At 51.1% G+C, this 14,590-nt stretch carries 12 protein-coding genes; 7 read left to right on the top strand and 5 right to left on the bottom strand.

What is annotated here, in order from left to right:
* The first annotated feature begins 5 nt into the window (after nt 1–5).
* The 7 genes from rhlE (at nt 6) to OH773_RS15085 (ending at nt 9,528) form a co-directional block, all read left to right on the top strand.
* Nucleotides 6–1,376, top strand: coding sequence for an ATP-dependent RNA helicase RhlE (gene rhlE, locus OH773_RS15115; RefSeq protein ID WP_270139606.1), 1,371 nt, complete (start codon nt 6–8; stop codon nt 1,374–1,376).
* Between the two features lie 152 nt (nt 1,377–1,528).
* Nucleotides 1,529–2,461: a tRNA dihydrouridine(16) synthase DusC gene (dusC, locus tag OH773_RS15110; RefSeq protein WP_270139604.1), complete on the top strand. Its 933-nt coding sequence runs from the start codon at nt 1,529–1,531 to the stop codon at nt 2,459–2,461.
* A 313-nt stretch (nt 2,462–2,774) separates the two neighbouring features.
* Complete coding sequence (locus OH773_RS15105; RefSeq protein WP_270139602.1) at nt 2,775–4,100, top strand: OprD family outer membrane porin; 1,326 nt, start codon at nt 2,775–2,777, stop codon at nt 4,098–4,100.
* A 26-nt stretch (nt 4,101–4,126) separates the two neighbouring features.
* The gene (surE, locus tag OH773_RS15100) at nt 4,127–5,011 is read left to right on the top strand and encodes a 5'/3'-nucleotidase SurE (RefSeq protein WP_270139599.1); all 885 of its coding nucleotides are present in this window, start codon (nt 4,127–4,129) and stop codon (nt 5,009–5,011) included.
* A gap of 152 nt (nt 5,012–5,163) precedes the next feature.
* Nucleotides 5,164–6,012 carry a BglG family transcription antiterminator LicT gene (gene licT / locus OH773_RS15095; protein WP_270139597.1) on the top strand — a complete coding sequence of 283 codons (849 nt, stop codon included), beginning with the start codon at nt 5,164–5,166 and terminating at the stop codon, nt 6,010–6,012.
* A 246-nt stretch (nt 6,013–6,258) separates the two neighbouring features.
* Nucleotides 6,259–8,118, top strand: coding sequence for a PTS beta-glucoside transporter subunit IIABC (bglF, locus tag OH773_RS15090; RefSeq protein ID WP_270139595.1), 1,860 nt, complete (start codon nt 6,259–6,261; stop codon nt 8,116–8,118).
* A gap of 15 nt (nt 8,119–8,133) precedes the next feature.
* Nucleotides 8,134–9,528, top strand: coding sequence for a glycoside hydrolase family 1 protein (locus OH773_RS15085; RefSeq protein WP_270139593.1), 1,395 nt, complete (start codon nt 8,134–8,136; stop codon nt 9,526–9,528).
* 102 nt (nt 9,529–9,630) lie between these two features.
* Here OH773_RS15085 and OH773_RS15080 read toward each other — a convergent pair whose 3' ends face one another.
* The 5 genes from OH773_RS15080 to OH773_RS15060 all read right to left on the bottom strand — a co-directional run bounded on the left by OH773_RS15080 (nt 9,631) and on the right by OH773_RS15060 (nt 14,552).
* Entirely contained in the window at nt 9,631–10,545 is a 915-nt protein-coding gene (locus OH773_RS15080) for a LysR family transcriptional regulator (protein WP_270139591.1), read from the bottom strand.
* 140 nt (nt 10,546–10,685) lie between these two features.
* Nucleotides 10,686–10,769, bottom strand: coding sequence for a small membrane protein YohP (gene yohP, locus OH773_RS15075; RefSeq protein WP_072009412.1), 84 nt, complete (start codon nt 10,767–10,769; stop codon nt 10,686–10,688).
* 106 nt (nt 10,770–10,875) lie between these two features.
* A complete protein-coding gene (locus tag OH773_RS15070) occupies nt 10,876–11,613 on the bottom strand; it encodes a class I SAM-dependent methyltransferase (protein ID WP_270139589.1) in 738 nt (245 codons plus the stop codon).
* Entirely contained in the window at nt 11,613–12,953 is a 1,341-nt protein-coding gene (locus tag OH773_RS15065; protein WP_270139587.1) for a glycoside-pentoside-hexuronide (GPH):cation symporter, read from the bottom strand. The genes OH773_RS15070 and OH773_RS15065 overlap by 1 nt, the downstream gene beginning before the upstream one ends.
* 24 nt (nt 12,954–12,977) lie before the next feature.
* Nucleotides 12,978–14,552: an alpha-L-rhamnosidase-related protein gene (locus OH773_RS15060; RefSeq protein ID WP_270139585.1), complete on the bottom strand. Its 1,575-nt coding sequence runs from the start codon at nt 14,550–14,552 to the stop codon at nt 12,978–12,980.
* Nucleotides 14,553–14,590: the final 38 nt, after the last annotated feature.

Raw genomic sequence — 14,590 nt, 5'->3', positions numbered from 1 at the left:
TACCTATGTCTTTTGATTCTCTCGGCCTGAACGCCGATATTCTGCGTGCAGTGGAAGAGCAGGGCTATCGTGAGCCTACCCCTATTCAACGCCAGGCGATCCCGGTCGTCTTAGCAGGTCGTGACCTGATGGCCAGTGCCCAAACCGGCACCGGTAAAACTGCAGGTTTTACCTTGCCGCTGTTACAGCGCCTGGTCAATAAAGAACCGCACGCCAAAGGCCGCCGCCCGGTGCGCGCGCTGATCCTGACGCCAACCCGTGAGCTTGCCGCTCAGATTGGCGAAAACGTGCGTGATTACAGCAAATATTTAGATATCCGTTCGCTGGTGGTTTTCGGCGGCGTGAGCATTAACCCGCAGATGATGAAACTGCGTAGCGGTGTGGATGTGCTGGTGGCAACACCTGGCCGTCTGTTAGATCTGGAACACCAGAACGCCGTTAAACTCGATCAGGTAGAAATCCTGGTGCTGGATGAAGCTGACCGCATGCTGGACATGGGCTTTATCCACGATATTCGTCGCGTACTGGCCAAACTGCCAGCACGTCGCCAGAACCTGCTGTTCTCTGCGACCTTCTCGGACGACATTAAAGGGCTGGCTGAAAAACTGCTGCATAACCCGGAAGAAGTGTCTGTTGCGCGTCGCAACACGGCTTCTGAGCAAGTGACTCAGCACGTTCATTTCGTTGATAAGAAACGTAAAAGAGAACTGCTGTCCCAGATGATTGGCGAAGGTAACTGGCAGCAGGTGCTGGTGTTTACCCGTACCAAACATGGTGCTAACCACCTGGCAGAACAGCTGGGCAAAGACGGTATCACCGCGGCGGCAATTCACGGTAACAAGAGCCAGGGCGCTCGTACGCGTGCATTGGCTGATTTCAAAAACGGTGGCATTCGTGTGCTGGTGGCAACGGATATCGCAGCACGTGGCCTTGATATCGAAGAGCTGCCGCACGTTGTGAACTACGAGTTGCCAAATGTACCAGAAGATTACGTGCACCGTATTGGCCGTACTGGTCGTGCAGCGGCAACGGGTGAAGCGCTGTCTTTGGTTTGCGTTGATGAACACAAACTGTTGCGCGACATCGAACGCCTGCTCAAGCGCGAAGTTCCGCGTATGGCACTTCCAGGCTATGAAGTGGATCCATCCATTCCTGCTGAACCGATTGTTAACGGTCGCCAGCAGCAGCGTGGCGGCGGTCGTGGAAACGGCGGCGGTCAAGGCCAGGGGCAACGTCGTGGTGGCAATGGCGGCGCATCGTCCGATCGCAGCAGTGCACCGCGTCGTCCATCACGTCCACAAGGTGATGGCGCGCCAAAACCAGCGGGTGCTAATGGACGTCGTCGTCCACCGCGCAAGCCAGCGGCTTCTAACTAATCGTTAAGCCCTCACCCTAACCCTCTCCCACAAGGAGAGGGGACTGACTGGTTTTCTCCCTCTCCCTGAGGGAGAGGGGCGGGGTGAGGGGTGTTTTAAGACTCAATCAAGAGGTGCTAACATAGCGCCTCTTTTTTTTACCGGAAAACACTATGCGTGTACTGCTCGCGCCAATGGAAGGGGTTCTCGACTCACTGGTTCGTGAACTGCTGACTGAGGTTAATGACTACGACTTGTGTATCACCGAGTTTCTGCGCGTGGTCGATCAGCTTTTACCGGTAAAATCCTTTCACAGACTTTGCCCGGAACTTCATCACGACAGCCGCACGACATCAGGTACGCTGGTGCGTATTCAGTTGCTGGGACAGCATCCGCAATGGCTGGCTGAAAACGCAGCTCGTGCAGTGGAACTGGGCTCCTGGGGCGTTGATCTCAACTGCGGTTGCCCGTCCAAACTGGTCAATGGGAGCGGGGGCGGAGCGACGCTGCTGAAAGATCCCGATTTGATTTACCGTGGCGCAAAAGCGATGCGAGAAGCGGTGCCAGCGCATTTACCGGTGACGGTTAAAATCCGCCTCGGTTGGGATAGCGATGCGCGTCAGTTTGAAATTGCCGATGCCGTGCAACAAGCGGGGGCTACGGAACTGACGGTACACGGGCGTACCAAAGAAGATGGTTACAAAGCCGAACGTATAAACTGGGCCGCAATTGGCGAAATCCGCAAACGCTTGTCGATTCCGGTGATTGCTAACGGTGAAATTTGGGACTGGCAAAGCGCGCAAGACTGCATGGCGGCAACCGGCTGCGATGCGGTGATGATTGGCCGTGGCGCACTGAATGTGCCGAACTTAAGCCGCGTGATTAAATACAACGAGCCGCGGATGCCGTGGGCTGACGTCATCAAATTACTGCAAAAGTACAGCCAGCTAGAAAAGAAGGGTGATACCGGGATGTATCATGTCGCACGTATAAAACAGTGGTTGGGTTATTTGCGTAAAGAATATATTGAGGCGACGGATCTTTTTAGCGAAATCCGTACTTTGAAGAATTCAACGGATATTGCACGGGCCATTCAGTCTTTATAAATTTTTTATTTTTGCTCACTTCCTAAATTCGCTATTTTAAGATGTGACTCACATTTTATAATATTGGTGTTCATTGCCGCTGGAACAATCTCATCGGCAATGTTAGTTTGGCGAGCAGTTGATAACAGGATTGTGACTGTTTAACAGGCAAAACCTAATCATCTGGTACCCACTGTGGTGCCAGATGATTAGGTTTTTTTTTGCTTTTTATTTGTCACAATAATTTAAAGGGATAATATTTCCGTCCTGTTATTAATTAAAAAGGAAAGGGATTAACGCTTTCTGGAATAAAAATAATGACAGGATGTTTATTATGCAATTACTCAAAAAATCAATACCTCTGCTTATTCTGGCGATGGGTGGCAGTAATATGCCACTGGCAAGCGCTGCGGATTTCTCGACCGGCGGTTTCCTTGAAAGCAGCCATATGGATCTCATACTGCAAAACGTCTGGATGCTGAACACCACCGATCAGCTTGCCGATCAGGGCGTGGGTGACCAGAACGCCTGGGCTCAGGCGGTGCATCTGAACTGGGAAAGTGGCTGGATCTGGGACAGCGTAGGTCTGGATGCCTCCTGGTACGGCGTCGCAAAATTGTATGCCAACGATGCGTTCTACGGCCGTGATCTGGTACGCGATAATAACGGTCATGCAGAAGGCTTTAACAAGCTCGGGCAGATTTACGGTAAAGGACGCTGGGGTGATAAAACCCAGCACCTCTACCTGTGGGCGGGCTGGAAAGATATGTATAAGTTCGGCACGCTCACCTCCTCCCATAGCCGCGCCACGCCGAGCACCTGGGAAGGTATCAGCTCCGAAGCCGTGTGGAATAATTTCACCGCTCGTGGCGCGATTGTGACGCGTTTTTCTGAACGTGATGAGCCGGAAAAACGGCGTTTTATGACGCTTTCAAGTGGTCAACAAATTGACTATATCGCCACCGGGGACGCGAGCTGGTCGCCGTCAAAGGGGACAAAAATCACCTACGTGGTGGGTGAAGCAAAAGACTATCTTTTACGCCACGGTATTGAAGCCAACGGCCGTTTGCCCGTGACCGATAAACTCAATTTGCTGACAAAAGGCGTCTTTTACTACAACAAAGGCTTAAGCGATTGGGAAGGGACGCGCTCATTTAACGATGATGCAGAACATCTTTATCTACAACTAGGTTATCAATACGGAGGCTCGGAATCCGGCATCGGTTGGTCTAAAACTCGTGCGCCCCTCGATAAAGGGCTGGGTAATTTTTACTGGCATTTCGGTAAAAATAGTCGTGGCGCATTTAATAGCCCGGCAGATGGAGAAGGAAATGACTACATCAATGACGGTGAAAATATGGTCTATATGTATAGCCAATATAAATTCTCACCCGAATTGATGGTCGGGATATATGGGAACTACGGTTACGGCGTCGAATATGAAAGTGTTGCGCTGAAAGAGTGGGAGTATGGTGGATTCTTTTTATGGTCCCCTGAGGCTATTAAAGGATTCAGTATCTTTTCAGGTGTAGGGCCCAGTTATTCATGGAAGCTAACCAGTAAAAAGACACCGTCGCTGACCGATGATAAACGAACCTTTAATCGTGCAAAGGGGATTGGTGCCGCATTGCGTGTGGAATATCAGTTTAATTTATTTTAATTAGCAAAATAATAAGGAATTAACGAATGAAAAAGCATCTTCTTGCCCTCGTATTGGTGCCATTTATTTGTGGTATTGCTCATGCGGCCGAGCGCCCAATGCGCATTCTTATTGTCAATGATGATGGTTGTGAATCGGTGGGAACCACTTCGCTGCAGGAAAAACTGGCAGCCCATGGTTACGACGTTTGGATGGTGGCGCCCGCAACCAACCAAAGCGGTGTCGGTTCCGCCATCACCTTTAAACCCAATAAAATATTCGATGTTAAAAAAGTGGCAGAAAAGCGTTATTGCTTCCCTGGTACACCGGCGGATTCCGTCGATTTTGGCCTGTTTGGTGTACTGAAAGATAACCCGCCTGATTTAGTGATTTCCGGCGTCAATGATGGGCCGAATACCGGCGCGGCTCAGCTTAATTCCGGAACGGTTTCAGCCGCAGCGCGCGCCGTGCGTTATGGCTACCCGGCTATTGCGGCCAGTATCGGCTACATCTTCAGCGAAGAAGAGATGAAAGCGAAATGGCCTTCAACACATCGCTATTGGCCCGACGCGGTGAATTATGTGGTGACGTTGGTGGATTCTCTTGGCGCAAAATGGCAGCCAGGAAAACCGCTATTGCCCGCGGGTTCAGGGCTGAGTATCAATTATCCCCCGATTGAAAAAAGTGCAATTCACGGGGTGAAAATCGTGGGCAACGAACAGCATCCGCAACCACAGCTCTCATACAAGATTCTGGAAGACGGGAAAGCACAGCAGTTGATGAGCGACGATGCGTTAGCGCCTACTACCGCCGACACCGATACCGGCTGGTTAAACAAAGGCTACATTACCTGGACACCGTTTGACGGCCAGTGGAATGCGCCGCAGTTCGATGAACAATACCGTAGCCTGATCGTCACCGTTAAACCGTAGATAGCGATCCCTATCACGCTTTTTCCATCGGCGGGTTGTGGAGCAAAGCGAAGCTGGTAGATTTATCGGATTGGATTGTTACTGCTTCTGCAGGCAAAACCTGATTTTCTGGCCCCGGTCGGAGATCAGGTTTTTTTGTTTCTGGGGTACAGATGAAGATCGCCAAGATACTCAATAACAACGTAGTGGTGATTCTGGACGAAAACGGGCGTGAGCAAGTTGTGATGGGGCGCGGACTGGCCTTTCAGAAACAGGTAGGTACGCTGCTCGAACAGGACAAAATTGAGAAAGTTTTTGCTCTGCAAAGCGATGAACTGGTGGCGCGTTTAGGCGAGTTATTAAGTCAAATCCCGCTGGAAGTGATGACGACCTGCGACCGTATTATTGAGCTTTCTCGCCAGCGACTGGGTAAATTACAGGACAGCCTCTACATCACGCTGACGGACCATTGCCACTTTGCTATCGAGCGGCAAAAAAAGGGTGTCGCTATCCGCAATGTGTTGCTGTGGGAAATTAAGCGCCTGTACCCGAAAGAGTTTTTACTCGGCCAGGAAGCACTAGCCATCATAGAAAAACGGCTGAATGTGCAATTGACGGAAGATGAAGCGGGATTTATCGCACTGCATCTGGTGACCGCGCAGTTGAACAGTGAAATGCCTGAAGTGATGCACGTGACCCGCGTGATGCAGGAAATTTTGCATATCGTGAAGTACCAGCTAACGCTGGATTATGACGAAGAAAGTTTGAGCTATCAGCGGTTCGTTACGCATCTTAAATTTTTCGCCCAGCGTATGCTCAACCGCAACGTAGTGGCTGATGATGACGTCACGCTACATGTGGCGGTGAAAGACAACTATCCGCTGGCATGGCGTTGTGCGGAAAAGTTAAACCGTCATTTGGTGGCTGAATATCAGCGCGAACTGACCACTGAAGAAATTATGTTCCTCGCGATACACATAGAGCGGGTGCGTAAAGATAGTTTAAATACCCGTCATACTTGAAGTTGTCTCTGCGTTGGCTGCACTCACTCACCCCAGTCACTTACTCAAGTAAGCTCCTGGGGATTCCCGAGTTTGCCGTCTTGATACAACGTCAATTATTTGGGTATTGATTGAAATAAATACCCAAAACGGATTGTTACTGCTGCGGCAGGCAAAACCTGAGCACCGGCCTCCTTAACAGGAGGATGGTCTCAGGTTTTTTTATTTTACTCAGACACATACGCTGAAAAGTGAAAGGAAACAATTATGGGATATCAAGAGGTTGCGAGAGATATTCTGACCCATGTCGGTGGGCGGGAGAATATCGCAAGCCTGGTCCATTGCGCCACGCGCTTGCGTTTTAAGCTCAAAGACGCGAAACAGGCAGATGCCCAGGCGCTCAAAAAAAATCCTGGCGTGATTATGGTGGTTGAAAGTGGTGGGCAATTCCAGGTGGTGATTGGTAACCACGTTCATGATGTTTACAACGCGGTGCGTGCCGAAGCCGGTATCACCGATGATAGCGAGCAGCCTTCGCACGGCTCCACCGAAAAGATCAATATCCTTAGCCGATTGATTGATCTTGTTTCGGCGGTGTTCACGCCGTTTATTGGTGTCATGGCTGCCTCCGGTATCCTCAAAGGCTTGTTGGCGATGGCCGTGGTTTTCGGATGGTTATCGACTGATACCGGTACCTATAAGCTGTGGTTCGCCGCCAGTGATGCGCTGTTTTACTTCTTCCCTCTGGCGCTGGGTTACACCGCCGGTAAGAAATTTGGCGGTAACCCATTTATTACCATGGCGATTGGTGGAGCGTTAACCCATCCGGTGGTGATGCAGGCATTTGATGCGGCAAACCAGGCGGGGGCGGTCACAGAAAACTTCCTGGGTATCCCGATTACCTTTATCAACTACAGCTCATCGGTGATCCCGATTTTATTCGCCTCCTGGGTCAGTTGCTGGATTGAAAAGGGCAGTAACAAAGTGCTGCCGTCAGCGATTCGCAATTTCTTCACTCCGCTATTTTGCCTGGCGATCACCGTGCCGTTGACCTTTCTGCTGATTGGCCCGGCGGCAACCTGGTTAAGCCAGTTACTGGCTCACGGTTATGAAGCGATTTATGCCTTTGCACCGTGGCTTGCGGGTGGGGTGATGGGGGCCATTTGGCAGGTGTGCGTTATCTTCGGCCTGCATTGGGGCATGGTGCCGTTGATGATCAACAATCTTTCCGTTTTTGGACACGACACGCTGTTACCGCTGCTGCTTCCGGCGATTATGGGGCAGGTCGGCGCGTGCCTTGGGATTTTCCTGCGCACACGGGATACCCGTTTGAAAATGCTGGCGGGCTCAGCCGTCAGCGCCGGTATCTTTGGCATTACTGAACCTGCGGTTTACGGCGTTACGCTACCTCATCGTCGCCCATTTATTTTCGGCTGTATCGCCGGAGGAATTGGTGGCGCAATTGTTGGATTTAGCCACAGCAACGTCTATTCGTTTGGTTTTGCCAATATCTTTACCCTTGCACAAATGATCCCTCCTGGCGGCGTGGATGCCAGCGTCTGGGGGGCTGTTATCGGGACGGTTCTCGCGCTCGTCATCGCCTGTGCGCTGACCTGGGTTGCCGGTTTACCTCGCACTGAAACCGATGCGCCCGTCATTGCACAGGTCACTGAAAACGACATTCTCTCCCCGATGAGCGGGACGGTGCTGGCGATGGATCAGGTGCCGGATTCCACCTTCGCCAGCGGCTTGTTGGGCGATGGGGCAGCGATTATCCCGCGGACCGGAAAAGTTATCGCACCGTTTTCTGGTGAAGTTGCCTCGCTGTTCCAGACACGCCATGCCATTGGATTGCTCAGCGATAGCGGCATAGAAATGTTGATCCATATCGGCATTGATACCGTGAAGTTGGACGGACAATTCTTCACCGCTCATGTGAAAGTGGGCGACAAAATTAAGCCGGGTGACTTGCTGATTGAATTCGACCGGCAGGCGATTCTTGATGCGGGTTACGACCTGGCAACGCCTGTGATTATCAGTAACAGCGACGAGTACCGCGCGGTGACGCGCATGACAAACGATCACTCAATTGATTCAGGTGCGCCGTTCCTGACGGTAAGCCGCTAAACCAAGGAGAACCAGATGAAAACATTTCCTGAGAAATTTCTGTGGGGCGGTGCGATTGCCGCAAATCAGGTCGAAGGTGCATGGCGTGAAGATGGGAAGGGGATTTCAACGTCCGATGTTCAGCCTCATGGCGTATTTGGTGACGTAGTTGAGCGTAAGCCCGGTGATTTTGGCATCAAAGACACGGCTATCGATTTTTATCACCGCTACCCGGAAGACATTGCGCTGTTTGCGGAAATGGGCTTTAGCTGCTTGCGTGTTTCCATCGCATGGACGCGCATTTTCCCACAGGGTGATGAAGCCCAGCCAAATGAAGCGGGGCTGGCTTACTACGACCGCCTGTTTGATGAGCTGGCAAAATATAACATCACGCCGATGGTGACGCTGTCTCACTACGAAATGCCATGGGGTCTGGTGAAAAACTACGGCGGCTGGGGTAATCGCGAAGTCATCACTTTCTTTGAGCGTTATGCACGTAGTGTTTTCACCCATTTCCAAAACAAAGTGAAACTGTGGCTGACCTTCAACGAAATTAATATGTCACTGCATGCGCCGATGACCGGCGTTGGGCTGCCAGATACGAGCAGCGAAGCTGAGATTTACCAGGCGATTCATCATCAACTTGTAGCGAGTGCGTTGGCGGTAAAAGCCTGCCATGAAATCATTCCTGATGCGCGTATTGGCAACATGTTGCTGGGCGGCCTTGTGTATCCGCTGAGCTGTAAGCCGGAAGATGTGCTGGAAACGATGCAGGAAAACCGCAACTGGTTGTTCTTTGGTGATATGCAATGCCGTGGGGAATATCCGGGCTATATGCTGCGTTATTTCCGTGACCATGACATTAAGCTTGAGATCTCAGATAGCGACCGCGACGCGCTGAAATCGACCATCGATTTTATCTCGTTTAGCTATTACATGACCGGCTGCGTCACCGCAGATGAAGAGCTCAATGCTAAAGCTCGTGGCAACATTCTGAACATGGTGCCAAACCCTCATCTGGCGAGTTCCGAATGGGGCTGGCAAATTGACCCTGTTGGCCTGCGCATTCTGCTCAATAAGCTTTGGGACCGTTATCAAAAACCACTGTTTATTGTTGAAAACGGTTTAGGGGCGAAGGACAAACTCGAGGCTGACGGTACGGTGCATGACGACTATCGCATCAGCTATCTCAACGACCATTTAGTGCAAGTTGGCGAAGCGATTGAAGACGGCGTCGACGTGTTGGGTTACACCAGCTGGGGGCCGATTGACCTGGTGAGCGCGTCTAAAGCGGAACTGTCGAAGCGTTACGGTTTTATCTATGTGGATCGTGACGATCAGGGCAACGGCACGCTTGCGCGTTCGCGTAAGAAAAGTTTCAACTGGTATAAAGAGGTGATTGCGACCAACGGCGGGAGTTTGAAGCGCTGAGTTTTTAGTCCGGACGCCCTCACCCTAACCCTCTCCCCCAGGAGAGGGGATTATCCTGTTTTCCCCTTCTCCCTGGGGAGAAGGCTGGGATGAGGGGGGGAATTACCCCACTAACCGCTTGATAAATCCGCGTACCCACATCAGCGCCGCATCACTGTTATGACGCTGATGCCACAGCAGTGCCACCTCAAAAGGAGCCATCTCCAGCGGGACGGGGCTGCTCTGTAACCCCCATATTTGCTGCCAGTTCTCACATAAACCCTGCGGCACCGTCGCAAGCGTTGGCATCTTGCTAAGCAGACCGGGCAGCGCGGAAAAATGCGGCGTGGTGTAGCTAATTTCACGCTTCAGACCTTGTTTCGCTAACAGCGTATCGATATGACTACTGGCGGCTTCACGGTAACTGACTAACACGTGTTGTTGTGCAGCATAAACCTCCGCAGACAGCGGGGTATCGAGCTGTAACTGCGCGGGGTGCCAGAGCGTAACAAACGGCATCGACGCCAATAATTCACGTTCCATCCAGCGCGCTGACTGATTTGCCACACTGATTGCCATATCCAGGTCACCCCCTTCCAGACGCTGTGCATCGGTAAACGGGTCGCTTGAAACCACATTCAAACGCACGCCGGGAGCATGTTCACGCAATGCAGGCACCAGACGCGGCATCAGCCACATTTCTACCCAATCAGTCATACCGATAGTGACCGTCGCTTTGGCGTTAGCGGGATTGAAATCTGCCTGCTGGAACAATGCGCTTTGCAACTGCTCAAGCAGTGGCATCAGTTCGGTGTGCAGCTCTGTTGCTCGTGCCGTAGGCTGCATGCGATGACCGCTGCGAATAAACAACGGATCGTCAAACATTTCGCGCAAACGGGCGAGTGACCCGCTTACTGCGGGCTGTCCAAGATGCAGTTTATCCGCCGCCAGCGACACGCTTTGTTCGCGAAATAACACCGCAAAGGCAATCAACAAATTGAGGTCGATTTTACGGAAATCACTTTCTTTGATAGTCATTATGTCTCCAATCAATTGGAGTGATAATAAAGCTTTGCCGGGAGTGTCTGCAAGTTGAAGTGCGTTATGTGAGTAAAACTCAAAGAGATTGCGTAGAAGGGAATAGCAAAATGGTGCCACAGAAGTGGCACCTTATGTGACTAGAAAATCATCTTAAACACGCCTGTTACGACCAGTAAGCCAATAATAAAGATAATTAAAACTGCCCAAAGAATAATTTTCATCGAGGTTCCCTGGTTATGGCTAATGTTTAATGAGTATAGGCAAGGATGACGGGAAGCGCGGGGAGAAGCCTCCCCGTGAACGGAAATTAAGACAAATTGTAGGTCATCAGTTGAGCGGTTTGCGTGCTGCAAGCAGGAAAATCATCGGGCGTTCTTTTTCTTCAGCAAGCGCCGGGTTTTGCGCAATTTGCTCCGCACTCGGCCCCCACTCATCGAGTTTTTCGATAACAAAGCCGCTGGCAATCAGCGCGTTAAGCCAGCTCGAAAGTTTGCGATGCTGCTTCTTCACGCCGTCAGCAAACCAGTTACTGATGCGCTCGCCTTCTTGCTGATAATGATTAACCGGCCAGGATTTTTGCCCGGACTGATCGGCAAGCCATCCCTGTTGCAGCGGTGCGGTGTAAATCGGATGTTCCGCTGAAAAAACCAACATGCCCCCGGGAACCAGAGACTGGTAAAGGGTTGCAAATAATGTGTCTATATTTTCCAGATAATGCAGTGCCAGTGAGCTGTAAAACAGATCGACGCTTTGTACATCAAGATCTAACCGTTCGAGATCTTCACGACGATAAACAATACCGCTGCCCGCGGTCATCTCACGTGCCTTTTCCAGCATTTTTACCGAGACATCCAGGCCGACAATCTGTGCTGCACCCTGGTCGCGGGCATAGCGGCAAAACCACCCATAGCCACAGCCTAAATCAACGATCTTCTTGCCGCGAAGATCAGGCAACAGTGACTGAATGGCCGCCCATTCCGGCGCGCCATCCAATCCTTTAATTGAGCGGTCAAGGGTGGCGTAACCTTCAAAAAAAGCGGGGTTATCATAGATATTTTGTGTCATTAGCACTCCTGTACATTTGCAGCATCTAAATCAGCGCGTATTTTTTCATAATCATCATCAAGGCGGTAAAACTTCCCTATCCACAGCATGGATATGACGATTAACGCAGCAGGGATATAAAGATAACAGGATTTAATGGCGAATAAGGCATCGGCAGTTTGCGCGTGATTCGCCACATAGCCGCTGGCGGAAAGCATGATCCCAGTAATCGCACCCGCTCCTGCCATCGCGACTTTGCCCAAAAAACCGTTGATTGAGGTTAAAATCCCCGCGGTATTAATCCCCGTTTTCCAGACGCCATAATCTACCGGGTCGGCCTGCATTGAGAAATAAATTGCGGTACGTTGCCCTGCACCGAGTGACAAAATTACCGCCCCCACGACCAGGGCCATCACGTTAACACCAGCAAAGATCATGACCGCCATGCCCGTAAGATTGATGGCTGAGGCAACGAGATAAACGTGGCGTTTTTTCATGCGCTTTGCCAGTAACGGCACGGTCAGCGTGCCTAATAACGGCACGAAGGTAGAGATACCCGCCACCAGCGCTGTTAATTCACTATTCCCGACGTAGTAATTAAAGAAGTAAACCAGTGCGCCAGTCTGGAAGAAAAAAGCGCCCCACATCAGAAAGATATTGATGGCAAAAACAAACCACGGTGGGTTGTGGCGCAGGCTTAACCAGGCACGTTTTAAGGTCATCTTTTCTGAGGTGATGTTTATCTTCTCTTCGACATTGCGAAAACTAACCAGCAAAAAGAAAGTCGCAATCATGCCGAACACTATCGCGGTATATAAAAAACCGTGTTCTTGATTGCCCTGGCCCAACGTTTTTACCAGCGGCAACGTGGCAACGGCGACAATCGTCGAACCCAGCGATCCCAACAAAATTCGCACTGTTGAAAGCGTAGTGCGTTCTTTTGATTCACTGGTCAAGAAGGGCAGCATCGCGCAGAACGGGATGTTGACGATGGTGTAGAGGAACGACAAACATAAATAGGTGATGAAGGCATAAATCAGCCGTCCAGTGGTACCAAAATCGGGTACATAAAACGCCAGGACACACAGCAAACCGAAAGGTGCTGCGCCGATCAGCAAATAGGGCCGGCAGCGGCCCCAACGGGTGCGGGTGTTGTCAATAACTAACCCCATCAACACATCCGCGACGCCATCCACCAGACGCGCCACCAGGAACATCAGGCCAACATAATAGGCGGGTAATCCCATTACATCGGTATAAAAGTACATCAGGTACAAGGAGATCATTTGCCAGACCAGATTGCAGGATAAATCCGCAATGCCGTAGCCGAAGCGTTGCCGCCAAACCGTTGAGGTAGACATGATATTGTTCTCTATATTGCTGTTTTATAATTGGTATTCTCTAATGAACCACGAGGGTGTACAGCTCCAGGCGTGGCAATAGCTGTTGATAAGCTTGCTGCCATAGGGGGAAAAATCGGGCCGCTGCGGGTCGAAAAGCTCCCAGAAGGTATCGGCTCCGTGTTCCACCATGGCTCCCCAGTAACGTTTGATTTCCCCAGTGGCTTGATCCCTTTCATTTACCTGCAACAACGCCGCGACGTAATGATGCACCATGTACGGCGTGTTCATCTGGATTTCAGGGGGATGAGAGAGGAGTCTGGCTAACAATTGGCGCTGGCTTTCCGGGGTACCGACTTCAGCCAGTACCATCCAGACTTGCGAGGCGCAGGAAATTTGCCGCGCTGGCCCACTGACGAAAAAGCCGCTTTGTTGATCCCAAAGTTCGCGCAGTGCTGCACTTTTCAAGGTCGCAATCTGTGCTTCAAGCCAGGTGACTTTGCTGCTGTCATAAACCCGTGCCAGCACTAGCGCTTTGTTCAGACAATAGATCAGTACCCCTTGTGAAGCAGCCTGTTTGTTAAGGTCTTCATGCCAGTCAATAAATGACCACCAGTCGTTGCTGTCACGCACGATACCGTTTTCGGCGACACGCTCCATCGCCAGTTCGATTTGCCGCCAGGCGACCGGCCAGAGATCGGCAAGCGTTGCGTTATCGTGGGTGGCGGCGACGTATTCTTGCAGCACATCGACGAAAAACAGCGCGTAATCGAACAGGAAAGTATCGTCGGCAATAACCTGTGGTTTAACAAAGATATTGGCCGAAACCATACCGTCTTCCCGCGTCATAGCGGCAAACAGATACAGACAGCGTTTCACCAGGGCATAATTTTTCACCGTGACATCATTCACCAACGCTTGCAGACGTAAATCCCCGAGCCACAGGCGGCGGTCGCGTTTTGGTCCGTCTTCAAATACTTCCTGCATACAGTTTTTCAATGTTTTAACGGCCACATCATCAATGCGGGTTAACTGGTGGTCAGCACTGTGGTAAGCGGGAAGATCGGCAAGGGATGCCGAGGTGACGGTATCCAGCTTTAGAGAGGTAAAGCGCAACTGGAATTTACGCGATAATGCCATCACATTGATGCGCAGATAGCGGCAACAGTAACGGCGTGGCAGGCGTGTACGGTTCGGTAATTCATCCAGATAACAGTCTTGTTGCTGGAGCCAACTGCTGCTCAGCCAGCCGTGATATTCAGAAAAAGGCTCAACCACTTCCGGCAGTGTTTCGCCAAAGATAAATTGCAGATGTGCCGGGGCATCGGGTGGGCTGCCGATCGCTTCGCAGGAAAACTCAAGATAGCCTACGCAATGCTGGCCGAAATCAATAATCACGTGTTCGCCCTGCGCGAAATCGCGTTGAAAGAATTCAGCTGTGGTATTCACCACATTTGCTCGCCAACCGTGAATTTGCCCAGAGTCAGGCTGTGCGCTGACCATCGCGTGGGGGAGAATATCGTGATGCCAGAGGTCAGGAATGAGTTCCTGCGCTTTGGACAACATGTATGGATGTCGAACCATCTTAATGTGACCATTTTGCTGCAATGCTTGTGACATACCGCGCCCTTTGTGATGAAGGAATGACCGGAGTTTAG

This window comes from Buttiauxella sp. WJP83 (genome assembly GCF_027594725.1).
GTDB classification, from domain to species: Bacteria; Pseudomonadota; Gammaproteobacteria; order Enterobacterales; family Enterobacteriaceae; genus Buttiauxella; species Buttiauxella selenatireducens.
The sequence above is the reverse complement of the archived record's forward strand: the minus strand, read 5'-3'. Positions and strand labels throughout refer to the sequence as shown.

Bases quoted from the DNA above. Each gene is read 5' to 3' on its own strand.
- OH773_RS15105 (WP_270139602.1), top strand. From the start codon at position 2,775: ATGCAATTACTCAAAAAATCAATACCTCTGCTTATTCTGGCGATGGGT.
- OH773_RS15080 (WP_270139591.1), bottom strand. From the start codon at position 10,545: ATGACTATCAAAGAAAGTGATTTCCGTAAAATCGACCTCAATTTGTTG.
- surE (WP_270139599.1), top strand. From the start codon at position 4,127: ATGAAAAAGCATCTTCTTGCCCTCGTATTGGTGCCATTTATTTGTGGT.
- licT (WP_270139597.1), top strand. From the start codon at position 5,164: ATGAAGATCGCCAAGATACTCAATAACAACGTAGTGGTGATTCTGGAC.
- dusC (WP_270139604.1), top strand. From the start codon at position 1,529: ATGCGTGTACTGCTCGCGCCAATGGAAGGGGTTCTCGACTCACTGGTT.
- yohP (WP_072009412.1), bottom strand. From the start codon at position 10,769: ATGAAAATTATTCTTTGGGCAGTTTTAATTATCTTTATTATTGGCTTA.
- rhlE (WP_270139606.1), top strand. From the start codon at position 6: ATGTCTTTTGATTCTCTCGGCCTGAACGCCGATATTCTGCGTGCAGTG.
- bglF (WP_270139595.1), top strand. From the start codon at position 6,259: ATGGGATATCAAGAGGTTGCGAGAGATATTCTGACCCATGTCGGTGGG.
- OH773_RS15070 (WP_270139589.1), bottom strand. From the start codon at position 11,613: ATGACACAAAATATCTATGATAACCCCGCTTTTTTTGAAGGTTACGCC.
- OH773_RS15065 (WP_270139587.1), bottom strand. From the start codon at position 12,953: ATGTCTACCTCAACGGTTTGGCGGCAACGCTTCGGCTACGGCATTGCG.
- OH773_RS15060 (WP_270139585.1), bottom strand. From the start codon at position 14,552: ATGTCACAAGCATTGCAGCAAAATGGTCACATTAAGATGGTTCGACAT.
- OH773_RS15085 (WP_270139593.1), top strand. From the start codon at position 8,134: ATGAAAACATTTCCTGAGAAATTTCTGTGGGGCGGTGCGATTGCCGCA.